Here is a 23,884-nt window from a genome sequence, read left to right as displayed (position 1 = left end):
GAGGCGGGTCAGAATGCCAGGCCGGTGACCGTGAGCTCGTAGGCGGCCGTCCATCCGCCGCCGGACGCGCTGGCGGCGACGGTGAAGGTGTACGTGCCCGGTCGGCTGTTCGGCGCCGCCAGCAAGGTGAGTGTCGCGGGGTTTCTGGCGCTGACCGGGCCCGGTGCGAATGTTGCCGTGACGCCGGCCGGGAGTCCCGTGGTGCTCAGGGTCGCCGAACCGCTGAAGCCGTTGAGCGGAGTCAGGTGCACGGTCGTGGTCGTGGAGGCCCCCGGGGCAATGGCGCCGGACGTCGGGCTCAGTGCGATCATGAAGTTGCCGGCCGGGGCCACCGTCAGTTGGAACGTGGTCGTCTGCGCGGTAACGGCCGCGGCTTTGTCGGTGGCGGTGACCGTGATCGGGTAGGTGCCGGCAGGGCTGCCGGCCGGGTTGTGGAACGTGAGGGTGGTGGGGCTACCCACGCCGACTGTGTCGGACGTCAGGGAGGCTGTCACTCCTGGCGGCAGGCCGTTCACCGTGAGGGTGGCCGCGCCGGTGTAGCCGGTGTCCGTAGCGAGGCTGACCTGGGTGCTGATGTCACCGCCGGCGGCGACGGTGCCCGTGGTCGGGCTCAGGCGGACGGTGAAGGGCGGCTTGACGAGTGCCAGGTAATGGAAGGCACCCGCAGCGATGGCGGTCACCTTGGCGAGGCCCGCGACCGTGAACGGCACGCCGGTGTCGACGGTCGGGTCGCCCGCCACGCTGCCCCACGTCCACACCGCGCCGGTGGAGTCGAGGGCCACGCTCGACGTCGCCGCGCCGGCAGCCTGGACGATGCTGGGCAGCCCGGGTACCCGCACCGGCACGGGTTGCTTGACCAACCCGCCGTCGATGACCTGGTGGTCGGCATTCGAGCCCCACGCCCAGACCGAGCCGTCGGCGCACACCGCCAGGCTGTGCTGGCGGCCGGCGGAGATGTGGACGACCTGGGCGACATTCGCCGCGACCGGCAGCAACTGCTTCAGGGGAGTCTGGCCGTTTCCGAGCTCCCCCTCGGCGCCGGCGCCCCAGGCGTACACCGTGCCGTCGGCCCGCAGCGCCATGGCGTGCCCCGACCCGGAGACGATCTGGCGCACCCCGGTCAGGTCGTGCACCGGCGCCGGTGTCCGGCGGTCGATGAGTGTGCCGTCGCCCAGCGCACCCGAGCGGTTGAAGCCCCAGCCCCACACCGTGCCGTCGGCGCGCAGCGCCAGACTGTGCGCGTTGCCGGCGGCAACCGCCAGGACGGAGCCGACGCCCGGGACCGTGACCGGGGAGAGCACGTCCGGGCCGGCGAGGATGCCGAGCTGGCCGAAGGCGTTGTCCCCCCATGCCTTGACCGTGCCGTCAGCCAGCACAGCCAGGCTGAACATGCCGCCGCCGGCGACCGCGACCGCGTTGTCGATGCCCGGCACCCGCGTCGGCAACGGGTGGTTGTTGCGGGTGCCGTCACCGAGTTGCCCCCGATCGTTGCTACCCCACGCCCACACCTCACCGTTCGGGCCCACCGCAAGGGTGTGCTCATGGCCGCCGGCGATCTGCCGGATGCCGCCGGTGAGCCCGGCCGCCCGTGCCGGCACGGACGTGTCCCGCGTGGTCCCGTCACCGAGTTGCCCGTGTTGGTTGTCGCCCCAGGCGACCGCGCCCATATTCGCCGGCACCGCGGCCGTGGCCGGCCCGGCACCGATCAGCGACCCGGCCGCAGCGGCAACAAGGCCCGCGAGCGCCAGGCGCGCACCACCTCGACGTTCTCTCCACACCATCGTCACAGCGCGTTTCCCTCCGAAGCATCGAGCACGCCAGCCCGCTAGCCGCAGACGCGGACGAGCATGCAGTTACGTCCTGTTCAGCCGATCGACCGTGCGGACGGTCGGCCAGGTCCCGGCGGGGGACCGTTCCCCACCGATCCGGTGCGATGACGTCCGGCACCCGCCCCTCGGCACCGCGGATCAGCTGTTGACAGCGGACATGACCGGTGGCAGCGCGGCGAGTGCCTCGACCTCCGCGCCGGTCGCCGCGTTGGCCTGGCGGAGCAGATCGGGGATTTCCTCGTCGGTCCAGCCGTGCCCGGCGATCACGTCGGTGATGGCGAAGAAGGTGGCCGACAAGGCGTCGCGGGTCTGCTGGTACCGGGCGAGCGCATCGCGTTCGTCGGCGCCGTCGATGACCACGGCGGTTACCGCCCGGGCGAGCAGTTCGGCGTCGCGGAGCGCGTCGGTCATCCCGTGAGAGGTCAGCGGGTCCTTGAAGTAGGCCGCGTCACCGACCAGGGCCCATCCCATGCCCCACGACCGCCGGATGTGGCCCGGTCGGCCGGTGAACGTGCGCAGCGCCCGGGGCGGCGAAGCCGCCGCGAGTCGTTCGGCGAGGCCGGGCGAGGACTCGGCGACGAGGTGGTTGAGCGTGTCCATTCCGCCGCGGCCGATCCGGCGCGGGGTGGAACTGGCGTACACACAGGTCATGCCGTCGTTCGTCGGGATCGCCCCGGACGCGGCGCCGGACCGGAAGTTCCATTCGAAACCCTCGGTCGCGAGGCCCATCCAGTAGCCGTACGTGAGGGCCGCCACCGACCGTCCCATGGACTCGGCCGCGGCCCCGACACACTCGGCGACCGTGGACCGTGCCCCATCCGCGCCGACGACGACGCGGGACCGGGCGGTGAACGCCCGTCCATCGCCGGTCCGCCCGACGACGCCGGTGACGGCGCCGTGGCGGTCTCGCTCGACGCCGGTCACGGTGGTGCCGAACCGTACCTCGACACCGGCGGCCACGGCCGCGTCGACGAGGATCGGGTCGAGGACGGTGCGGCGCGGGGCGTACAGAGCGTCGACACCGTACGAGGACTTGACGGCGACCCTGACGTCGGCACCGGCGTAGCGGAACGTCGTGCTGCGTACGGCCGGAGTTCCAGCGGCGACAACCCGGCCGAGCAGCCCCCACCGCGTCAACTGCAGGACGCCGGCGCGCAGCAGCGCATGCGTGGACATGGTGTCGGCGCCATATCGTCCGCGTTCGACGAGTAGCACCCGCAGCCCGAACCTGCCGAGGAGATGCGCCGTGGCCGCGCCCGCCAGCCGGGCACCGACGATCACCACGTCGTAGGTCTCCATGAGGACCCGTCAGCCGGTCGGACCGGCGGCGTCGACGTCGATCGACACCGGCACACCGTTGGTGATGACGTCGAACACCGCCGAGCGGCGGCGGGACTGCTCCACCACGGCCCGCAACTTCTCCGGGTCATCGCCGCGAAGCGTGAAGGCGACCTTGATTTGCTGGTATCCGTTTCGGACGTCCTTCGACAGCCCGAGGATGCCCAGCAGATCGATGTCGCCGGTCACCGTCGAGGAGACCTCGGTCAGGGTGACGCCCCGCGCCGCCGCGACGTTGGCAATCCCCGCGGTGAGGCACGCGGCCAGGGCGTGCAGCAGATACTCCACCGGGGTAGGACCGTTGTCGGCGCCGACCAGCACCGGCGGGTGGTCGGCGTCGAACGTGAACGGCTGGTGGTGGGTCATCTCCTGCTTGGCGCCGTGGAAGTCGTGGATCGTCGACCGGTTGTGCGTTCCGCGCACCCATTGGTTGGTGACCCGGAACTGGAACTTGGCGAGTTCGGCGTCGTTGCGGACGGCGTCGAGGGTGGCGAACAGGGTCGCGGTGTCGACGCCGTTGCGGGTGGTGTCGTCGGTGATCGTCATGGAATCGCTCCTCAGCAGTGGTTTGACGAACTGACGTCCACGATCGCGGCCGCCGGGCACGGCCACATCCGTGCCCGACACGGATCCCGGTCCTCGGTGCCGACCACGGATGTCCGGTCCGCGCTACCCAACTCCTCTGGATCCGATCAGACTGATCGCGTGACGAGGGCGGACGCGGCGGGCGTCGACCTGACGGCGCGGGAGACAGAGGTCCTCGCGCTGATCGCCCACCATCTGACCAATGCGCAGATCGCGGAGAACCTGTTCATCTCGCAACGGACCGTCGAGACCCACGTGTCCGCGATGCTGCGCAAGCTCGGCCTCCCCGATCGCCGCAGCCTGGCCAGGCACGCCGAGGCGGCACCGGGCCGGTCCGGCCGGTCCGGTCGGGACAGGCTGCCGGTGGCCGTGACGCCGTTCGTCGGGCGCGCCGCCGAGCGGGCCAGCCTGGCCGCGGCGCTGGCCGAGCAGAGACTGGTCACCGCGACCGGTCCCGGTGGCGTCGGCAAGACCCGGCTTGCGCTGAGCGTCGCTGGCGACCTTGCCCCGGGACGCCGTGACGGCGCGTGGTTCGTCGACCTCGTCCATGTGGCCGACCCGGCGCAGGTGACGGCCGCCGTCGCGGAGGCCGTCGGCGTGCCGGAGCAGCGGACGATGTCGGTCGACCGCGCGCTCGTCGCCTCGCTAGCCGATCGCGACGCGCTGCTCGTGCTGGACAACTGCGAGCACGTGCTCGACGGCGTCAGGTCCTGCGTCGGCCGGATCGTCGCCGGCTGTCCCGGCGTCACCGTGCTGGCGACGAGTCGTAGCCGGCTGCTCGTCCCGTACGAGCGGGTGTTCGTGGTGCCGGGTCTGTCGGCCGGGGACGCGGTCGAGCTGTTCACCGCGCGGGTGGCGGCCGTGACCGGTGACGAGGCGCCGCCGGACGCGGTCCGGGTGGCCGCCCTGTGCCGTGCCCTCGACGGCATGGCTCTGGCGATCGAACTGGCCGCGGCCCGGTTCCCGGTGCTCGGGCTGGACGGGTTGGCGGCCGGTCTCGACCACCGGCTACGGTTCCTCGCCGCCGGTGGCCGAGCCGCCGACCGGCACGCCTCGCTGCGCTCCGCGATCGACTGGAGCCACGACCTGCTGACCGCCGAGGACCGTGCGTTGCTGCGGCGCGTCTCGACCTTCGCGTCGTGGTTCGACGTCGACGCGGCCTTCGCGGTCGCCGGGACCGACCGGGAGCGGGCCGGGATCGCGGACGGGCTGGCCCGCCTGGCAACGGACAGCCTGCTCGTCGTCGAACGGGGCGAACCTACCCGCTACCGCGCGTTGGAGACGATCCGCCAGTATGGCGTGGAGCGGCTGACCGAGGCCGGCGAACTCGGTCCGGTCCGGGCGGCCCACGAGCGGTTCTGCCGTCGGGCCCTCGCCGCGTTGCGCGAGACCGCCCCGCTCGACACCGACGAGGCGTGGTGCGCCAGGTTCGACCGCGTCGTCAACGACGTCGGCGCCGCCATCGCGTGGTCGGCGGCCGGCCAGGACGGGCGGGCGACGGCGGCGTCCCTGGCCGCCGAGCTGGCCGGGCTGTTGTTTCTGCGTGGCCGCCCGGCACAGTCGCAGCGACGCTACGAGCAGGCCGCCGACCTCGCGACCACGGCCGCCGGACGGGCGGCGCACCTGCGAATGGCCGCCGGCGCCGCGGCGAGCCGCTACGTCGGCGACGAGGCACTGCGGCTGTACCGGTCGGCCGCCGATGCCGCCGTCTCGGACGGGGACGGTGCCGCAGCCGCGCGGGACCTCGCGACGATGGCGATGTACATCAACCGCGCACCCGGAATCATGGCCACCCGCCACCCGCGTTCCGAGGCCGACGAGTTGATCACCGAGGCTGTCGCCGTGTCGGGCGGCTCACCGGGGGGCAACGCGGCACTGGCCATGGCGGACTGGGGCCAACTGCCCGCACACGGCACTGCCATGCGCCTCGCGGAACTGGCCGAGCGGACCGGTGACGGCATCCTGCACAGCATCGCGTTGGACATGTCGACCGCCGCCGCCCTGATCGACAACGAGATCGGCGACGCGGTGCGCGTCGTCCGGCGGCGGCTCGCATTGCTCGACACCGTCACGGTCGACCCCCTGGCCGGGTTCGAACTCGCCGACGGCCTTCTCATGGCCGCCGAGGTCGGCCTCGCCGCGGGCGACCTGGCCGGCGCCGCCACGCACGCACGGACGCTGGCCGCGCTGCCGTTCTACCGCGATGAGGACCACCTGGCCATTTCCCGGCTCGTTCTCGTCGACGCCCTCTCCGGCCGGCACGACGACGTGGTCCGTACCGGGGAACGCTTCCGGGCCGGCTGGGAGCGGGCAGGTTGCCCGGTAGCGCCGAACCTTGCCCGCGCGCCTTATGCCGTGGCGATGGTGCACGGCATGCGAGGTGACGAGGAGCGCCGCGCGGAGTGGGTGCGCGTGACCATCCATCTTGGTGTCGATCCCGATACGCTGGCCGGGTGCGGGCTGGGTTGGCCCCCGGTGTTCGACGGCCTGCTCGCCCTGCACCGCGACGACCCGGACGCGGCCATGGAGCGGCTCGACATGGACATCGACGACTCCGTACGGAACCGGTACTGGGCAGTCGGACCCTGGCTGCCCTGGTACGCCGCCCTGTGGGCGGAGGCTGCGGTGCTGGCCCGACACCCCGAAGCGAAGTCCCGCGTGGCGCGGGCCCGGCACGTCGTACGCGGCAATCCGATCGCGGTCGCGATCCTCGACCGCGCCGAGGCAGTCGCGCGGGGCGACCAGACGGCTCTCACGCGCCTCGCGGTCCTGTTCGCGCGGCTTGGCTGCCCCTACCAACAGGTGCGTACCGGCCGGTTGCGCGGCGACGGCGTCGAGAACGGCAAGTAGCGCGGCGACGGTTTCCTGCGCCTCGGCCGTCGCCGCGCCGGCTCGCACCGAGCGCAGCGCTGAGCTACGACAACACCGGCCGGTCGCTCACCATGACCGGTATCGACTCCTACATCTCCAACACCACCTACGACGTGCGTGGCAACCTCATCGGACGCACTCTCGGCACCGGCACCAAAAGGGTCCAGCTCGACACCGTCTTCGACATCTACATCAACCGGCTCGCCGAAAACCGCGTCTCCACTGAGAACCAGACCACCCGGGCACGTGGGTGCCGCAGCTGATCGAGCAGTACAGCTACGACAACGCCCCGAGCCAAGCAGTCGTCGGCGGACCGGACCCGTACTGGACCAGCTACACCTACAACAGCATCGGCAACCGCACCAGTGACACCGTCCATACCGCCGGCGGCAACACCGTCCGCACGTACGCTTACCCGCGGTCGGGCGCAACCTCAGTGCGGCCGCACGCCACCACCGGGGTGACCGTCACCGGCCTCAACCCGGGCAGCCACAGCTACGGCTACGACAACGAACCATTGCTCCCCTCAACGACACCAGCGGATGTAAGTATCTACCGCAATGGACTAACCTCGGTCTTTCGCCAACTGTTGATCAAGGTCGCCGGGTCACTTGTTGATCTTTCGATGCGGTGGGCCGACCGGTGGGCGTGGTGATGGGCCCGGCCCTTGGCCGGGTTGCTCCGTCGAGAATTGTCGGGGCGGGATGCCGCGTTTAGATGACCGGTCGGGGTAGGGCGGCGAGTCGGTTGAACGCGTCGGCCAGTTCTGTTGCCCAGGGCCAGGATTCGGCGATGCGTAGCCGGGTTCGTCGCGCTGAGCGGGTGATCCGGGCGGCGACATGCAGGAGTCGGTAGCGCAGTTTCTTGGGTTCGGCGGTGGCGAGGTTGCCGTCGAGCAGGAGCATCTGGGTCCAGGCGAGCAGATCGACGCCGGTCAGGGCGATCTGCAGCCAGGCGGCGTTGATGGCGAAGTGCCGGGACGGGAAGCGGCCGAAGCCGGTGTCCTTGCCCGTTCTGATCCGGTCCTCGACGCGGGCGTGGCCGCGGTGGCGAGCCTCAAGAAACTGGATCGAGCCCTGTCCTGGCGGGGTGTCGGTGGCCATCACCTGGTGGCGTAGGCCTTCGACGGTGTCGAATAAGGACAGTTGCGCGCCGGGGTGCGGGTGTTCACGGCGCACGATGAATCGGGTCCCGGCCGGGAACTGGTCGTCACCGATGAGGCCGGTCAGTTCGCAGATGTCGGCGCCGTCGCGGGGCTCACCGTGACCGTCGAGGGCCGGCACCCACTCGCCGGGCGGTTCTTCATGGCCAGGATGGCCTGCCGGATCGGTTCGGTGATCGCGACACCGACGGAGAACCGGGCGTCGACACCGGCCCCGCGCAGGTTGCGGATGTGGGCGAGGGGTCGGCCGTCGTAGCGCCATCGGAAGGGTTTGGCGTGGCGGCTGTAGTGGGTGATAAAGCCGAGGATCTTGCCAGCGAGGTGGTCGCGGGAAGTGAAGTCGTCGCGGCGTAGCAGCCGCCGGGCGAGGATGGAGAAAGTGGTTCCCCTCCGATGGTGGCGGTCTGACGAGCGGCGCGAGCGCCTCCGTCGGGAAAGCGTAGCCGAACCCTCTACCAGCAGCTTCGTCCGTGTGTACCATCCGTCGGCGGCACCCGTCGAAGACGGCATTTCACATGACCTCCACCGCACAGAGCTGCCCCTCGCGGCATGCAAGCTCGGCCAACTGCGGGCGACAGCATCGACTCCGCAGCAACGAGCAGCGGGGTCCCCAAGCCCGACGAAGTCCCTCGGGGCCTTGATCACGTGCACTGACATCGGGTGACCAAGACCGGACCTGAGCTGTTGGCGGCGTCAACGTCGCCGACGTCGTAGCGGTAGCCGTTCCCGAGCACCGCCCCGGTCCTGTTCGCCGAGCTGGCCGCCGGCAAGCTCGAACTCAGCCATGCTGCCCTCGACGCACGAAGCGGTCGCGTGGGTCTGTGGACGCGCCGACAACGCCGACCAGTTTCTCGACCGGTTCGACGCGGTCTTTCTTCTCGACATCGACCCCGACACCGCGCCGCGCGGATGCGGAACAGCAACCGCGGCAACGACTTCGGCCGGGTCGGTGACACCCTCACGGTCGCCCGGAAAGAGCATGCCGCATTCGTGCGGCGATCCCCGCGACCTCGGCGCCGTGGTGGTCGATGCCCGGGACGACGTCGACAGCGTCGTGCGCCGGTTGCTCTACGCCGGTGGCGCCGTGCGGTACATCATGGAAGACGGCAACGGCCGGCGAAGGTCCCTAGAGCTGCCAGATGTCGGCCCAGCTCGTGCCGGTCTGGCGCCAGTTGGCCAGCAGGTGCTGCCCGTCGGCGCTGAAGGCCGCGCGCACCTGCGTCGCCACGCCGTCGGCCCGGAATACCTCGCGGTCGGTACGGACCTCGCGCACGACGATCGCCGCCGAACTCGCGGTGGTCTGCAGCGTCGACGCGCGGAGCCGCCCGTCCGGGCTGGTGGTTTCGGCGGCGAAGCCGTCGCCGCGCGTGCGTCCCGTGTAACCGGGCCGGCGACGGCGCCAATCGTCACCGACCAACCGCTCGATGCGCGCACCCGTGCCGAGATCCCAGACGTTCGCGACCGGCCGCCGGTAGCGGCCGACCTGCATGCCGTCGCCCGACTCGGCGAGCAGCCGCCAGTCGGTCTCGTTGACCAGCACACTCACCGGCGGTCCGGACTCGCTGAACGTGCACATGAGCCGCCCGGCGGAGACGTCCCACACGTTGAACGTACCGGCGCGGTCCCACGCCACGTAGGCCATCGCCCCGGACGGCGCGAAGAACACATTGCCCTGCCCGGGCTGCGGCAGGCGCAGTTCGTGCACGACGGCCGCCTCGCCGATCGTGCGCACCCGTACCCCGTCGCCGTCGCACTCCACCAGAAGCCGCCGGTCCGGGGTCAGGATCCAGTCACCGTTCGCGGCCATGTGGTGCCGTCGCTCCAGGCCGTCTCCGGTCGTGTCGGACGCGCGTGTGAGCGCCGCGACGTCGCCTACGCGCACGGGTGTGCCGGCGGTGACGCGGTGCTCCATCAACACGCCGGCGCGCGCCGCGGTCAGGTCGAACACCCGGTCGTCGGCGGTGCGGACCTGCGCCAGCGGCGCACCCCGCGCGTACGGCTGCCCCTCGGCGACGAGCCAGCGCAGCAGCCGCGCGGCACTTCCCTCGGTGGTGACCGGCACGTCCCACGTCAGCGGTTCGAGCCGCCACGCCGCCGGCTCGGCCCGGACCCGGCGGGCCGACACGCCCGCGGCCCACCGCGCCGCACCCCGGATCACCGCGAACTCGGGCTCGGACGGCTGCAGCACCGGACGGCCCAGCCCTTCCCGCAACCAGTACGCCGTCTGCGGCAGCACCCCACCGCCGACGAGCAGCACCCCCGCCACCTCCGGCAGCGCCACCCCGGCTCGGGCGACCACGGCCCGGCAGCTCGCGATCAGCCAGCGCAGCGCCGGCTCCGCGCACCGGTCGAGCATCACGCGAGTCAGCCGGAACGGCGGTTCGACAACCTCGTCGAGGTTCTGCTCGTAGAGCCGCATCCGCAAGCCCCGGACGAAGTTCTCGTCGGGCGCCCCCAACTGGGCGAGCAGCAACCGGTCGACGTCCTGACGCTCGCCGGACACCTCGTGGCCCATCGTCCGGACGCCGACCTGCACCAGGCTGACCGTCCACGTGGCGCCGAGGTCGCAGACGAGCACCAGGTCGCCCTCGGCGAACTCGCTCCCGTCGACCGCGGCCACAGCGTCGGTGACCAGTTCGGCATCGGGGAACCCCAGCCGGGCGGCGACGTCGAGCATCGTGTCGCGGTACCGGCAGCCGGGCGGCACGGTCAGCGTCAACCGGTCGACCGGCCGCTCGCACCGGCGCTCGGCCTCGGCGCGCACGGTGCTCAGGTAGCCGGCCAGCACGTCACCCGGTTCGGCCCGGCCGACACCGAACACGACCGACCGACCGGCGTCGAGGGCGGAGCGCAGGCCGTCGGAGTACCGGTCGGGCGCCTGGTCGCGACGCAGTTCGGCCGCGCCACCGGCGTACAACCGCTCGCCGTCGACGAACACCAACGTGCGCCACCGCGCGGACCCGGCCACCGGATCGGCGACCGGCACCGCCTGGCCATCGACGACAACCGCTGCCGCCGTTGCGAAGGTTCCGCAGTCAACCACCAGGATCGCCTGCGACATCTGCGATCTCCAACCGTCGGGGGGCATCGATGGATTGGGGTTCGGGCGACATGCTAGGGCGCCGTGATTTCGGGCCAGTTAATTCCTGGCAGCCGGTGACCGGTTCCAACAGGGCGACCGTCGACGGTTGGCCGAGGTGGCGGGCCCAGTCCAGAACCGAACGGTTCGCGGCATGAGCGCGCACCCGATCATGTTCGGTGTGGGCAGGAAGACGTTGCCGGCGTCGTCTCTGGGCCGGTCGCCGTCACGCCCGCGGGACCTGGTCGATGAGGGTGTCGATCGCGTTGGTGAGTCGGGCGGTATCAGTCATGACGAGGTATCGCTGCCCGCGTTCGCCTGGCACCCATGCGTTCGTGCCGTCGGCGGCGACCGTGTTGTGGCCGCCCGCTCCGGCGAGGGTGTAGACGCGGTCCGTCCCGGCGACGGCGTAGTAGGCGGCCGTGGGGTCCCAGGTGCCGTCGGTCTGGCTTGTGCCGCAGCCGTAGAGGAGGTCGAACACCGCCCGGACGGGGCTGCTCGCCGGGTGGGTGGCGCAGACATGGTTGCCGACGAACACGTGGGCGCCGATCTCGTATCCGTCGTAGACGGTCGGCGGGGCCCAGGTCGCGACCACTCGCCGCGTGGCGGGCAGGTCGAGGCCGAAGTTCCACTCCGGTGTGCTCGCCGCCGGATATTCGCCGCCCATGATGACGGTACGGGCGACCTTGCGAGCAATGAGTTTCGCATCGGTACGGGCGAGTTGCGCGAGGTTGGTGAGTGCGCCGATCGACAGGATCGTGACGCTGTGATCGGGCTGGGACCGAAGTAGCCGGCGGTACAGCCCGACGGCGTCGACCGGGTGGCCGGCGTGGGGGTAGCGCACGGCGAGTGGGCGGCTGTAGGTCTGGTCGACGACCGCGGCGCCCGATGGCACGCCGATCGGGATGTCCGGTCGTCCGTACCAGGTGTTGAGGGCGTCGATCCCCGGCGCGTTCCACGGATTGTCCACGTCGGACATGACGCCGAGAATGTCGACCCGGCCGGTGCTGGCAGCGGTGTGTACCAGGGCCAGTGCAGCGACGTCGTCCCACCACTGGCCGAAGTCTGTATCGACAATGAGTTTGACCGGCCCAGAGGGCGGCCCGTCAGCATGCGCGGCCGGACTGGCGGCGGCGGGCTCGGCCGCGACCAGGAGGAAGGCGAGGACCGAGGCGAGGGCGGCGGCGAGACGGGGCAGGCGCACGGGAACTCCCGATGGTCGACGGGGATCGCTTCTCCCCACCATTCCAGGCTTGGTGATCGTTCGACAGCGTCAGGTAATCGATCGAAGCTCAGACGAGGTTTACCAGGCTCTGACGGACCGGACCCCTCTCACGACGCCGATTGGGGCGGCGAGTTCGGTGGAGACGTGCAGCCGGTGAACGGTGCTGGCAGGCAGATGACACATCCCGGGGCCGAGCGCCTGGCGGCGGATGTGCGTGTCGGTCGGATCATGGCCGAAGACCCCTGAGCATCCGCACAGATCCTGGGGCGTACCGACCGCTGACGGTTGAGCAGCCCAGCTACGAGTGGGTTGGTCATTACCGCCGGCAGATCAGCACGGCCGAGCGGTTCGCGGCATAGAAAGACGCCGCGCTGTCGAGGCGCGTCGCCGGCCGAAGGGTTGTCACGATGTTGCGGTGGACGAGATTCGTCGCCTATGTGAATCGCCGCCGAAGACGGTGGACGGCTTCACCGACGCGGTCTTCGAGGCCGAGGGCATGGCCGACATGAGCTACACGGATCGTCGCCGTCAGGTGCGTCAGGTCGTCGCGCGGCATATGAGCGGTTGGCCCGGCGAGCGGGTCGCCGAACGGTAGACCCGTCGGCACCCGCGTTCCGTGCCCCATCCCCACGACCGGACATCTCGGGGAGCCGGCGACCGAACGGATCGCGGCTAATGTGCGCGCTTACGTGCGGCCCGGCCAGCGGCTCTCACGTCGGATGACCGCATGGCGGCGCTGAATGTGATCAGCCGGTATTGGTCGACCGAGTACCACGGCGAGAGTTCAGTACGGCAATCGGATCGCGGTCAGCAACCGATGGCGTGCCGCATCCACCGCTCTTCATCCGTCACCACTCGCCACGATGACGGCTGACGGCGATCGAAGGTTGCGGGTTTGCCCCACTTGGTGATGCAACCCCGGCGGCGTTGCCGGCATTTGGATGGGTGGCGGCGCCGGCCGCCGCGACAGAGAGGGGTGACGCCGATGGTGCAACATTCCCGCGACGCCGAGTTCACCGATTACGTGACCGCCAAGGCGGCGTGGTTGCGCAGGATCGCCTACCTGCTGTCCGCGGACTGGCACCGGGCTGATGACCTGGTACAGACAGCGATCACCAAGCTCTACATCAACTGGCACCGCGCCGGGCGGGTCGAGGACGTCGACGGCTACGCGAGGAAGACGTTGGTCAACACGTTTCTTGCCGAGCAGCGGTCCCCGTGGCGCCGGCGGATCACCTTGCCCGGTCGTACGGCCGATCGGGCCGGGTCCGGCCCCGACCTCGATGCCGCACTCGACCTGAGAACCGCACTGGCCGCGCTGCCCGAACGCCAGCGGGCCGCCGTGGTGCTGCGCTACTACTGCGACCTTTCGGTGGAGGAGACCGCGCACTGCCTCGGCTGCGCGCCGGGGACCGTCAAGAGTCAGACCGCACGGGCCCTCGCCACGCTGCGGCGCGGCCTCGACCACCACGTTCCCGTCCCGTCTTCCGAGGGGAGTCAGTCATGACCACGGACCTGACCGCAGCACTCACCGACCTGGCGCAGGCGTCCGCCCCGCCGAGCAGCATCGACGCCGCCCGGGCCCGCGCGGCGGGGCGGCGGCGGATGCGCCTGCGGAAGGCCGCTTGGACGTCCGGCATTATCACCGTCGCGCTGGCCGCCACGCTGACACCGGCGGCCCTGATGATCCCGGTGGATCCGTCGCCGGCGGCGAGTGACCCGCCGGCCGTAGACCGCAGCCGCAGTCCGCTCGTGTCCCGGGTCGAGTTCGGCTGGCTGCCGTCGTACTTCGGGGCGGTGAGTTACAACGAGGGCTACCACGGAGTCTTTGCCGACGCCCGCGGGACCGAACCGACCGGGCACGTAGGCGAGTTCGGGCTCATGCCGACTGTCGTGCTCTCGGCCTACCCGCGCGGCACCGAACCCACGCCGGACCGTCTTGTCAACGAGTCCCTGGATCTACCCACACCGAACCCTCCCCGGTGGCATCAGGTTCCGGCGCCGGCGGTCAACAAACGCCCGGCGTACTGGGTCACCGAGGACGCGGCCGACCCGCTGAACGGCGGCGACATCCACCTGCGCTGGCAGGTGGCCCGAGATCAGTGGGTCGAGATCCACGCGTACTACCTGCCCGACGACGCGCCGAAACAAGAGGTCGTTCTCCGGATCGCCGCGGCCGCGAGAGTCGGGGACCGTGCGGTGCCCATGCCGTTTTACATCACCGGCATGCCTGCCGGGTTCGAGTTGGACGAGGCGAATCTGTTGCGCCGACCGTTCCTCCCGGGTGGCCCGCCGTGGTCCGCTGGACTGCTCTACTTCGTGCCCGGCACCACGTACACGCTCGGCATCGGTGTCAGTCCGACCGCACCGCAAGAACCCAGCCGCGGCAAAACCTGCTGGACCGTCGACGCTTTCGACCTGTGCATCACGGCGGTGAACGGGGTGCCCCCGGCACTCGACGCCATCGGCGGGCTGGAGGGCCTGCGCAGCCGGATCACCATCCTCGGTTCCGACGACCGCAACTGGACGACTGACGTGCTCCGCTGAGCCTGGGGCCACTGTCCCGTTGATCTTGCAGCTGTGGTGCCATGACTCGACGTTCCTGGTGGCGTTCCGCAGCACGCCGATGCCGCGTCGACGCGGCGCCGGAAGTCCAGGCCAGGCCGGCCGATACGCCAAAGGGTTGCTCGGGAAAGGATGTACAGGATGATGATGCCGTTGTGCCGGCCCTTGGCGGACCGTCGGTGAACCTCGATTGGATGACGAGTCCATTGGCCGCGGCCCTGATCGTGTTCGCCCTGCCAGTCGCCGCGGTGGCCGTCTGGACTGTGGTCAGCGTTCTCCGGCACGGCGACCGACGCCGATAGGCTGCGGCGGCTCGTCGCGCTCGCGGCGAAGCACAGCTTCGAATTCGACGACTGACTGCTGATCGAGAGCATGGCGGGTCTCGGTGACCTTGACGTGGGCGATGGTGGATTCGGTGAACGCGGAGCAGCCGTAGCCCTCGCCGGCGCGGGCCTGCGGTGAGTTGTCGGCCAGCATCGGAGTGACCAAGGTGATGCCGTAGTCGGCGCGGCTGGACACCAGCAGGTCGGCCGACGGGTAGCGGAGTCCATGTAGTGCTCGGCGGGCAGTACCCCGCGGCGGGCCCGCTCGGCGTGGATCGGTTCGGTCATCGCCACGTCCGGCACGCTGGCGTCGGTGGTCGAGATGGTCCAGAGCAAACTCGTACGGCGCACGGAACTCGACGGTATCGGCCAACAGCCCGGCGTTCCGGGGATTCGGCAAACGCGTTCGCGGACGCATGCAGCAGATCAGCACGGCCGCGCTCGCCGCGGCTGACTCAAAATCTTCGGTGAGTGGGCGGGCGGCAGGATTGGGGCGGAGCTTCGACGAAGTGCGGATCATGCGGTGGCGAGGATGACCTTCTGGCCGGTGATGCGTTCGAGTCCACCCCGGGAAGCACCTTCGGGTACGTCGCGGTGTCCTCCGTGAGCACCGGTGCCGGCAGCGCGTCCGGCCACCCCAACGACACGTCGCCCCCCCGTCACCAGTCAACGTCAGCAGCGGTCCGCGCCCACCGCCCGACAGGCGCGCCCTCAGCGGCGACGCCACCGCGCCGATCGACCCGTCGGCATGCGCCGCAGCCGCGTGTCGACCGCTGACCACGACCCGTCGCCGTTGCGCACCCGCACCGGATGTCCGGTCAGCACCGCCGTCAAAGTGCCCGTCGGATTAGCGAACACCTGGGCCTTCTCGGACCGCAGCCCGGTCACCTCGACCCGCTTTCCCGCGACCCGCAGCGCGCCAGCCTCGTCCGCACTTCGCTCGCCATCCCGCCCGACGGGCTCAGGCGCCGGGCGCCCGCACCGGACACGCCGACCAGGGCCGGCAGCAGGGCTGCGACCACGGTCAACACCCCGATGGCACGCCACCGCAAACGGATCCCACCAGCACGCATCGGCGTTCCAGTCTGGTCAGTTGACAGGTTTGTGAAAGGCCCGTTCTCGTATCCTTCGCACCGGTCGAACGATGCCGTCGCGATTCGCCCGACACGAAGGGGAATTCCATCGGCGCCGATAATGAGGAGTCTGAAGGCGACTCTTACGCCTCGTGGCGACCCGGAACCGACGCAGCATGACGGACGGTGTTGAGCTGAAGGTACTCGGGCCGTGGGAGGTTCGGGTTGGTCAGGGGCCCGTGACGGTTCCGTCGGGACGGCTTCAGGCCCTCCTCGGTGCCCTTGTCCTGCCCGAGGGCCGGCCGGTTCCCGTTCGCACCCTGCCGACCAGCTGTGGTCCGACGAGCCGCCGCTGCGGGCGGAGGCGACGGTGCACACCTATGTGATCCGGCTGCGCAAGCTGCTCGGTTCCGGGGTGATCCACACGGTTTCGGGTGGCTACCTGTTCTGCGTAGCGGCCGAACGCATCGATCTCTACCGGTTCCGTGAGCTGGTGCGGGCGGCCGCGGATACCGGAGCGGAGGAGTCGGAGCTGGAACTGTTGCAGCGGGCACTGTTGCTGTGGCGGGGCCGCCCGTTCGGTGATGCGCGGTCGAATTGGCTGGACTGGGAGGTCGTTCCCCGGCTGATGGACGAGTGGTTCGCCGCCACCGAACGGCGTATCGACCTCGAGGTTGCCGTTGGCCCGCTTGCGGGTGATCGCCTTTCATGCCGTTGTTCGGTGAGTGCCCGCACGCGAGGGACCAGATCGCGGCCACGCGCCAACGAACCGCAGCGCAGAAATTCTTCGCTGCGTGGTGGACCGCTCGCGCCTTAGGTCGCGTCGTACCGGTGACACCGCGGCGCGATGTGTGAACGCCGTGACCTACCACATAGGGGAGAAGACCCGTGCCTGTCGACGGACGGATCGGCTGGATGGTGGCAACCTTGACCTTCGGATCGATGATCATCTCGGCACCGACCCAGCCGCGGCCCGATCCGGCCGCGGCGCAGGATCCGCCGACCGCGTGCGGGATCAGTCGGTTGGCGGAGTCGTCGGACTGGTCGATGAGCATCGCAACGGCCATGGATCCCGGTGGCCGCTACATCGCGGGCCGGGGCTATCCCGATGACCCGAGCGACGAGACCCGCTATCCGGCGATCTGGGACCGCGGTGTGCTGACGTCGGTCCCGATCCCAGGTGTCGACCAGGGCTGGAGAGATGTCAACTCCGCCGGCGTCGCGGTGGGTAGTAGCTACGACCCCGACTCGGGGAAGGAGTTGACCCCATGGGTGTACGCCGACGGACAGGTGCGGCCACTGCGGGGAGTTACCTCGGGCGAAACCAACGCGATCAACGAGCACGGCGTCATCACCGGCACCAGGTCCGACCGCGTTCCCATGCGGTGGCCGTCTGTCGACTCCGACCCGCAGAAGCTGCCGCTGCCCGCCGGTGCCCGCGGAGCCTTCGCCCGTGACATCGACGACGACGGCACGATTGTCGGCATCTACTGGGGGGCGGACGGTTACGAACATGCCGTCGCCTGGCCATCCCGCGGAACGGTCGAGGTGTTGCCGCTTCCGACGGGCGGTTCGATTAGCTCCGCCCTGACCATCCGCAACGGGTGGATCAACGGCTGGGTCGCCGGCACGTTCGGACTGGTGGCCGTACGGTGGCACCTCCCGAGCGGCGCGGTGGATGCGTTCCCGCAGTTCGCGGGCACGGCCAGTTACGTCAACGCCGTGGGTTGGATGGTGGGCAAGGATCAGTCCGGCGCTGGTCTGTTCGTCTCCGCCAACGGTGATCTGACCCTTCCAGGTCTGGGTGGTCAGCCTGACGGCCACGCCTGGAGACTCAGCGACAACGGCCATGTGATTGCGGGCAACGCGACGGACAAGGAGGGCCAGCTTCGGGCCGTCCGCTGGGACTGCGAATGACGTTCGAGGAGTAGGCGCAGACCCGTGGTGCCCGGCTGGTTCGGTTCGCACGGCTGATCAGCCGTGATCCGAGCATCGCCGAGGACCTGGTCCAGAAGGTGCTGCGCGATGCGGGCGATGGCCGCGTTGCGGCAAGCAAGCCGCGCTACGCAAACCTGGCCCACGGGCGTCAGCCGGACAGGCACCTCGCGATTCGGCGGGCGGCGCGGGCGATGTGTGTGGCGTCGCCGAGGGCGGAGGCCTGGGCTGCAACCGTTCTGAGCAGAATCCGGGCGCGGACGCGGTCGTTGCTGGCGAGTGCACGCGCAGCAACGTTGACCGTGGGCGACAGGATCCGGGCCGTGGCGGGCCGGCCGCCACGTACGCCTGCAGCGCCGTTATCTGTTCGGCGGGGAATACGGGGTCGGTGGGGGGAGCAGGTGACCTGCACGCGGTCGTCGACGGTGTCGAAGGCTGTCGCGTTGTAGGCGACTGGGGTGCCGGTCGGCGTCGTGGCGTCGGCGGTCAGCGTCGCGGGCAGGGTGAGCATCGGCGGCGTGCGGTCGGAGACCGTGATGGCGAATGTTCCCGTGGTCGGGCCGGCGGTGCAGGTGACCACGGTCCGGCCGAAGGGGGACTGGCTGCCGGACGTGGGCGAACAGGTGACCGGCGCACCGCCTGCCGACACGGTGTAGCCGATCCGTGACACGCCCAGCGACGCCGCGATCGCGGCGTTGGACTCGCCCGCGGCGGCGTACGCCAACACGATCCGCGACCGCACCGCCCTGTCCGATGCCGGCCGACGCGACCACGCGTGCAACTGCGCACGCTCGTGATCAGTGGCGCGATCGGAACAGCCACCGGAAGGCATGAACCACCCCCTACTTGCTGACCTTTGCTGACATTGAATTGACCACTCACGACTCTCCGCGGAACAGATCGATTGATTGTGATGGGTGCGGTTCATCCAGTGGGGGTACTGAGGGTGAAGGTAGCGGGCGAGAATCATCGCGGTCGGTGCCTCGGCCGGGCACCGACGGAAGGCGATGGCATGACGACCACATCAAATTGGGTACTGCTCGGAGCTCCGTGGGACTGCTCCGGCACGGGACGCGGAGAGGAGTCCGCTCCGCAAGCTCTCCGCTGTGCCGGCCTCGCGACCCTGATTCGGCACGACGCGGGCGACGTCGACGCAGCGATAGCGAACCCTTGGCGGGATCCCGAGACCGGGGTTCTGGCACTCGGTGAAACGGTGCGCGCGGCGACCCAGCTTGCCGGCACCCTGACCGACGTGCTTACCGCGAGGCCGCACGACCGTCCTCTCGTTGTCGGTGGGGATTGCAGCATCCTGCTCGGGATCGTCCCCGCACTCCGAAGGGCTATAGGCCCCGTTGGGCTGTGGTTCGTCGACGGGCACCCCGACTATGTCGACGGCCCTGGCTCGGAAACCGGCGAGACGGCCGATATGGACCTGGCCATTCTCACCGGGGACGGGGCTGAACCGCTCGTGACACTGGACGGACCTCCGCCCATGATCGACGTGACGGACGTGGTCCTTCTCGGCCACCGGACCGAGGGCCTCGGAGCAGAGTCGGTGGCCGAGTTGGCCCGCGTGCCCAAAGACCTGCGTCGCATCGACGCTGGCACCGTCATGGCTGACCCGTCCGCGGCGGGCGAACAGGCGGCACGATGGTTGGCCAATTCCGGCAACGGCGTGTGGCTCCACATCGACCTCGACGTCCTCGACGAGACTTCGCTCCCGGCTGTGACCTATCCCCAGTCGCACGGACCGGACTGGAGCCAACTGTATGAGGCTCTGCTGCCGCTGGCGCGGTCACCGCGTCTGCTCGGCATGAGTGTCGCCGACTTCCGACCTGACCTCGATCCGACGGGCGAACTGGCCGCCGCAATCGTGCGCATGCTGGAGGCTGTGCTGCGGTGAGCCGACATGGCGGCGGCATTGTGCGGCTTCAATGCATCCGGCTACCCGCTGCAGGCCTGTCTGAATTAGCTACATCAAGACGCGATACGGCTCACCGTGTACGCCTCGTCGCATCTCGAAGCCACAGAATGGCACTGACATACGCAGCCGGGCCGCTACAGGCGGTCGGGCTTTGTCGAATCGAACACCCGTTGGGCTCCGGCCGGCATTCGCCTCAGCGCAACTTCCTGTACGGGCCGCCGCACAATGGTTCATGCTTGGACCACATGCCGACCCCGGTCCTGCCGCTCCAGGGTCCCGGCACTTCGCCGACCCGTGCACGCACGACACCTTCGCTTTCATCCGTCTGACGCATTTCGTCCGTTGTGTGAAAGGCAATTCGGTCTATATTGTCTCGACTCTCGAAGGTAGGCCACCGTCAACTCCAAGGAGTCGGTTGAGAATGAGTGTGCGCATCCGCGCGACTGTCGGCGCATTGGTTGTCGGCTTGGTTAACACCCTGTTCGTCGCGCCGGCGAACGCCGAGCCGGCCCCGGGCGCACCGGGGTTGGGCGATCCGATCCGGAAAGGAGCTGGAAACGGTGGATACACCGTCGACCACTACGACATCCGACTGACGTATCAGCCGGACACGGACCACCTGTCCGGGCGGACGACGATCAGCGCCGTCGCGACTCAGGATCTCTCCCAGTTCAATCTCGACTTCGCGTTGAAGGTTACGGCGGTGCGGGTGGCTGGGGCAGACGCCACGTTCCGGTACGACGCGGCGGACAAGACCGAACTGGTGGTCGCGCCGAGCGCGGCGGTTGCGAAGAACCAGCGCTTCGAGGTTGTCGTCGACTACGCAGACACCCCCTCCACGGTAACGGTCGACACCGTCCAGGTGTGGGTCCGGACCCCCACTGGGGGAGTCGCGTACGGTCAGCCTCGCAGCGCCGAGACTTGGTTTCCGTCCAACGACCATCCGTCGGACAAGGCCACCTACACCATCTCGGCGGCGGTGCCTGACGGCCACATCGCGTTGTCCAACGGGACCGTCACCAGGACCCCGGAGCGGCCGGGCTGGACCCGCTGGAACTGGCGCACGCAGAAACCGATGACGACGTACCTGCCGTTCATCGCCCTCGGCAAGTTCGAGTTTAACGAAGGCACCAGCCCGAGCGGCCTGCCGTGCTATACCGCGTACGACAACTCGCTCGGTGACTTCCTGCCGGTCGCGAAGCAGGCCATCGAGCGCACGCCGGAGATCGTCGATTACTTCGGTTCCACGTCGGTGTTCGGGCCGTACCCGTTCGAGTCCATTGGTGGTGTCGCCGTCCCCAAGCAGCAGTTCGCCATCGAAAACCAGACCCGTCCGGTGTATGGAACGTACTTCTGGGACAAGCCGGACGACCCGATCTGGGTCGTCGCGCACGAGCAGGCGCATCAGTGGTTCGGGGACTCGGTGTCGATCGGCAACTGGGCACACATGTGGCTGAACGAGGGCTTCGCGACCTACGGCGAGTGGCTCTGGGCCGAGCACAGCGGGCGGGCAACGGCCGACGAGATCGCAGCTGGCTTCTACAACAAGTACTCGGCCGCCGACGACTTCTGGAAGCTCCAGGTCGCACCGTCGACCCGGTTGTTCGACCCGCCGATCTACGAACGGGGCGCCATGGCGTTGCACGCCCTGCGCACGGAGGTCGGCGACGACGCATTCTTCCGAATCCTCCAAGGCTTCCACCTCGCACACCGCGACGCGAACGTGGTTACGGACGACTTCATCGCGCGCGCCGAGCGGGTGTCCGGTCGGCAACTGGACGCACTGTTCAAGACCTGGCTCGTCGACCCGGTCAAGCCCCCGGTCGGCCCCAACGGAGCCCCGGTAGCCACCACGGCCGCAATCCCGTCGGTGGTCGAGGAGATGGCGGAGATCCACAAGAACATCCACGCCCCGGCTCACTAAACTAGAGCGTCGACGCCAGCCGGGTGAACGCCGAGCGGGGTGCCGTCGATACGGCACCCCGTGCGGCAGGATCATTGCCGCACCGAGTTGAAGCCGGTGCCTGGGCAAAGCCGCCAACGTCGACAACGCGGAACGGGACGACCAGTGGCGTGCTGTCAGCGCGGACCGAGCGGGCGATTCTCAGCATGTCGTCGCGGCTCAGTCCCAGTCCGTTTCCGTTGATCTGGAGCGCCGTGTGTGGGTCGGGGTGCCATGTCAGGCACGAAGCCGGTCCCGCCTGCCCGAGAGCGAAGTTGTATTTCCCCGGGACGTCGTTGATGGCGACGTTTTCGCCGTGGGGACAGTCGCCCCGGTCTCTGGAGTCGACGGAGACGCTCATGCTGACCGACAGGCTGCCATCCCAGGGTCGGGCCGTGGGGCTCTGCCACGCCCGCCAGTAGGTGAAGCTGTTGACGGGGCCGCCGCTGAGGCTCCGGGCCGATGCTACCCCGCGTTCGCGTTCCACGATGCCGGGCGGCAGCCACGTCGGCGCATAGCGCAGCGGCACCCGGATGTCGTACGCGGTGGCGCCCGGGCCGGAAGCGATCCCGGCGTGGAATCGGCTGTTGTGACCGGCGGAGCCGGCGACGACGCCGAGTACCGCTACGAATACGAGGATGGCGGCCGTAGGCATCAACGCGGTCCGCATCCTGCCGACCGTAGCGGCACGGCGGCGCGGCGCGTCGTCGAGGTCTGACCGGGGCCGGCCGGGCGTGCGGCAAGCACCTGGCGGGCGACGGTCAGGTGCCGACGTAGTCAGATGCCGGCGAGGCTGCGAGGTGTTGGCCGGTGCGGGTGGATCGGGCGGCGACCAGGTCGGCCCGCCGAGAGTGGTGAGAGCGCCTATTCAAGTGTCACGAGTTCCGCTTCGAGAACGGGCCCTACGCCATCCGGATGGTCACGCTTCGTGACGCGTTCCCGCCAGGCGCGCCACGGCTCAGACCGGCATGGCCCGTTCATGTTTCTCGGCAAGGGCCCGTAAACGTTCGGCATCGCCGAGGGGTGAGATGCCGGCTGGTCCGACTTGGAGGTCCCGCGGGTCGAGGGTGGGCGTGCCTGTCAGCGCTGGAACGCTGCGTTCGGCGCGTTCGACCATGACGAGGGCGGTGGCGGTGAAGCCCTCCAGCAACGATCTGAGGATGGTGTGGCTGGATGAAAGGTAGCGATGTACAAGTGCGTCGGCGAAGGCGGTAAAGGTGTCGAGGTCGATCTCGTACTCGTCTGCCACCACTGGGGCGATCCCGGTCGGTAGTCCCACCGTGGGAGCGATGGCCTCGCTGGTGCGGACGAAGAGCTCCGCGACACGACTGGTGGGATGCCACAGGACCAAGTCACCGACCTGAAAGCACTGGCTCATGGAACCCATGATCACGGATGGGTGCAAGCAGGCCCTGAGCATTATCCGTGCTTTGCCAGGGGGCGTAGTTGGCCCAGGTGGTGCCTGCGTCGGCGGCGAGGCGGGCGGCGGTGATCTGGTGGTAGCCGGGCGCGGTGGCGACGATCGGGGCGGGCATGTCGAGGACGTGCTGGCGGATTGCGGCGGTGCGTCCGGCGGTGGTCGGGATGCCGAGCTTGTGGATCAGCGGGGACAATGTGGGGCTGGAGTGGTTGGCCGGCGCGGCGTCCGGGGAAAGCCAGCGTGAGTCGCGGTTGGTGGCGGTGCGCATGTTGGTCCGCTGGCCGAGATACTTGAGCAGCAGCGAGGCGACCGGTTCGGGCACCGGTGTGGGCGGGTCGCCGAAGCGCAGCAGGACCTGTTCGCTGTCTCGGATGATGTCGTCGATGGTGAGCTCGGTGGACCGAAACCGTGCAACATGAAGTAACGAAGGGGCTCGCTGCTGCTCCGTACCTTCAACGTGTCCTTGACGCATCATGGCTTGGAGCGCCGGTCGAGGTCCGCGGCACGTCGCGACGTGCCCGGTTTACCCCCGGGCAGTACAACCACTCGTCATGGCGTCAGCGGTGCAAAGCCGATCAGTCCTTCGGGGGTGACGCCAGGTCCCTCGCACTTT

The 23,884-nt window shown here is 69.5% G+C and carries 20 protein-coding genes and 1 pseudogene; 10 read left to right on the top strand and 11 right to left on the bottom strand.

Features of this window, described 5'->3' with window-relative positions:
• Positions 1-8: 8 nt before the first annotated feature.
• The 3 genes from Vau01_RS49025 to Vau01_RS49015 form a co-directional block, all read right to left on the bottom strand.
• Positions 9-1,781 carry an RCC1 domain-containing protein gene (locus tag Vau01_RS49025; RefSeq protein WP_239152552.1) on the bottom strand — a complete coding sequence of 591 codons (1,773 nt, stop codon included), beginning with the start codon at positions 1,779-1,781 and terminating at the stop codon, positions 9-11.
• Between the two features lie 186 nt (positions 1,782-1,967).
• Positions 1,968-3,128 carry an NAD(P)/FAD-dependent oxidoreductase gene (locus Vau01_RS49020; RefSeq protein WP_204007881.1) on the bottom strand — a complete coding sequence of 387 codons (1,161 nt, stop codon included), beginning with the start codon at positions 3,126-3,128 and terminating at the stop codon, positions 1,968-1,970.
• A 9-nt stretch (positions 3,129-3,137) separates the two neighbouring features.
• Positions 3,138-3,713: an OsmC family protein gene (locus Vau01_RS49015; protein WP_204007879.1), complete on the bottom strand. Its 576-nt coding sequence runs from the start codon at positions 3,711-3,713 to the stop codon at positions 3,138-3,140.
• 159 nt (positions 3,714-3,872) lie between these two features.
• On the opposite strand from Vau01_RS49015, the gene Vau01_RS49010 reads away from it, so the two are divergent.
• From Vau01_RS49010 to Vau01_RS49000, 3 genes are all read left to right on the top strand, one after another.
• Entirely contained in the window at positions 3,873-6,602 is a 2,730-nt protein-coding gene (locus tag Vau01_RS49010; protein WP_204007878.1) for an ATP-binding protein, read from the top strand.
• Between the two features lie 92 nt (positions 6,603-6,694).
• Complete coding sequence (locus Vau01_RS49005; RefSeq protein WP_204007876.1) at positions 6,695-6,886, top strand: hypothetical protein; 192 nt, start codon at positions 6,695-6,697, stop codon at positions 6,884-6,886.
• Positions 6,874-7,278, top strand: coding sequence for a hypothetical protein (locus Vau01_RS49000; protein ID WP_204007874.1), 405 nt, complete (start codon positions 6,874-6,876; stop codon positions 7,276-7,278). The genes Vau01_RS49005 and Vau01_RS49000 overlap by 13 nt, the downstream gene beginning before the upstream one ends.
• A 58-nt stretch (positions 7,279-7,336) precedes the next feature.
• On the opposite strand, the pseudogene Vau01_RS48995 reads toward Vau01_RS49000, so the two are convergent.
• The 3 genes and pseudogenes from Vau01_RS48995 to Vau01_RS48985 form a co-directional block, all read right to left on the bottom strand.
• Positions 7,337-8,121: pseudogene (locus Vau01_RS48995) on the bottom strand (transposase); the annotation flags it as partial.
• 790 nt (positions 8,122-8,911) lie between these two features.
• Entirely contained in the window at positions 8,912-10,846 is a 1,935-nt protein-coding gene (locus Vau01_RS48990) for an acetate and sugar kinases/Hsc70/actin family protein (protein ID WP_204007873.1), read from the bottom strand.
• Between the two features lie 244 nt (positions 10,847-11,090).
• On the bottom strand, positions 11,091-12,068 hold the full coding sequence (locus tag Vau01_RS48985) for a nucleoside hydrolase (RefSeq protein WP_204007871.1): 978 nt from the start codon (positions 12,066-12,068) through the stop codon (positions 11,091-11,093).
• Between the two features lie 436 nt (positions 12,069-12,504).
• Between Vau01_RS48985 and Vau01_RS48980 the strand changes: the two genes are divergently transcribed.
• From Vau01_RS48980 to Vau01_RS48970, 3 genes are all read left to right on the top strand, one after another.
• Complete coding sequence (locus Vau01_RS48980) at positions 12,505-12,684, top strand: hypothetical protein (RefSeq protein WP_204007869.1); 180 nt, start codon at positions 12,505-12,507, stop codon at positions 12,682-12,684.
• A 390-nt stretch (positions 12,685-13,074) separates the two neighbouring features.
• Positions 13,075-13,596: a SigE family RNA polymerase sigma factor gene (locus tag Vau01_RS48975; protein ID WP_204007867.1), complete on the top strand. Its 522-nt coding sequence runs from the start codon at positions 13,075-13,077 to the stop codon at positions 13,594-13,596.
• Positions 13,593-14,636 carry a hypothetical protein gene (locus Vau01_RS48970; protein WP_204007866.1) on the top strand — a complete coding sequence of 348 codons (1,044 nt, stop codon included), beginning with the start codon at positions 13,593-13,595 and terminating at the stop codon, positions 14,634-14,636. Before Vau01_RS48975 ends, Vau01_RS48970 begins: the two co-directional genes overlap by 4 nt.
• A 285-nt stretch (positions 14,637-14,921) precedes the next feature.
• Here Vau01_RS48970 and Vau01_RS48965 read toward each other — a convergent pair whose 3' ends face one another.
• Positions 14,922-15,497, bottom strand: a complete 576-nt coding sequence (locus Vau01_RS48965) for a hypothetical protein (protein WP_204007864.1) — start codon at positions 15,495-15,497, stop codon at positions 14,922-14,924.
• 923 nt (positions 15,498-16,420) lie between these two features.
• Between Vau01_RS48965 and Vau01_RS48960 the strand changes: the two genes are divergently transcribed.
• Positions 16,421-16,867 (top strand): AfsR/SARP family transcriptional regulator, encoded by a 447-nt coding sequence (locus Vau01_RS48960; RefSeq protein ID WP_204007862.1) that lies wholly within the window; start codon positions 16,421-16,423, stop codon positions 16,865-16,867.
• Between the two features lie 71 nt (positions 16,868-16,938).
• Positions 16,939-17,967 carry a hypothetical protein gene (locus Vau01_RS48955; RefSeq protein WP_204007860.1) on the top strand — a complete coding sequence of 343 codons (1,029 nt, stop codon included), beginning with the start codon at positions 16,939-16,941 and terminating at the stop codon, positions 17,965-17,967.
• Positions 17,968-18,136: 169 nt separating this feature from the next.
• Here the strand turns inward: Vau01_RS48955 and Vau01_RS48950 are convergent, their stop codons facing one another.
• Positions 18,137-18,913 (bottom strand): hypothetical protein, encoded by a 777-nt coding sequence (locus Vau01_RS48950; protein WP_204007858.1) that lies wholly within the window; start codon positions 18,911-18,913, stop codon positions 18,137-18,139.
• Between the two features lie 84 nt (positions 18,914-18,997).
• Here Vau01_RS48950 and Vau01_RS48945 point away from each other — a divergent pair, with 84 nt between their 5' ends.
• Positions 18,998-19,888 carry an arginase family protein gene (locus Vau01_RS48945; RefSeq protein ID WP_204007856.1) on the top strand — a complete coding sequence of 297 codons (891 nt, stop codon included), beginning with the start codon at positions 18,998-19,000 and terminating at the stop codon, positions 19,886-19,888.
• A gap of 442 nt (positions 19,889-20,330) precedes the next feature.
• Positions 20,331-21,833 (top strand): M1 family metallopeptidase, encoded by a 1,503-nt coding sequence (locus tag Vau01_RS48940; RefSeq protein ID WP_204007854.1) that lies wholly within the window; start codon positions 20,331-20,333, stop codon positions 21,831-21,833.
• Position 21,834: 1 nt separating this feature from the next.
• Here the strand turns inward: Vau01_RS48940 and Vau01_RS48935 are convergent, their stop codons facing one another.
• The 3 genes from Vau01_RS48935 to Vau01_RS48925 form a co-directional block, all read right to left on the bottom strand.
• Positions 21,835-22,521 carry a hypothetical protein gene (locus tag Vau01_RS48935; protein ID WP_204007852.1) on the bottom strand — a complete coding sequence of 229 codons (687 nt, stop codon included), beginning with the start codon at positions 22,519-22,521 and terminating at the stop codon, positions 21,835-21,837.
• A 288-nt stretch (positions 22,522-22,809) separates the two neighbouring features.
• Positions 22,810-23,229 (bottom strand): DUF6086 family protein, encoded by a 420-nt coding sequence (locus tag Vau01_RS48930; RefSeq protein WP_204007849.1) that lies wholly within the window; start codon positions 23,227-23,229, stop codon positions 22,810-22,812.
• The gene (locus Vau01_RS48925; protein ID WP_204007848.1) at positions 23,204-23,746 is read right to left on the bottom strand and encodes a hypothetical protein; all 543 of its coding nucleotides are present in this window, start codon (positions 23,744-23,746) and stop codon (positions 23,204-23,206) included. The genes Vau01_RS48930 and Vau01_RS48925 overlap by 26 nt, the downstream gene beginning before the upstream one ends.
• Positions 23,747-23,884: the final 138 nt, after the last annotated feature.

The sequence above is a fragment of the Virgisporangium aurantiacum genome, from assembly GCF_016863635.1.
Lineage (GTDB): Bacteria > Actinomycetota > Actinomycetes > Mycobacteriales > Micromonosporaceae > Virgisporangium > Virgisporangium aurantiacum.
Note: the sequence above shows the minus strand (reverse complement) of the source record. Positions and strands in the feature narration are given on the sequence as shown.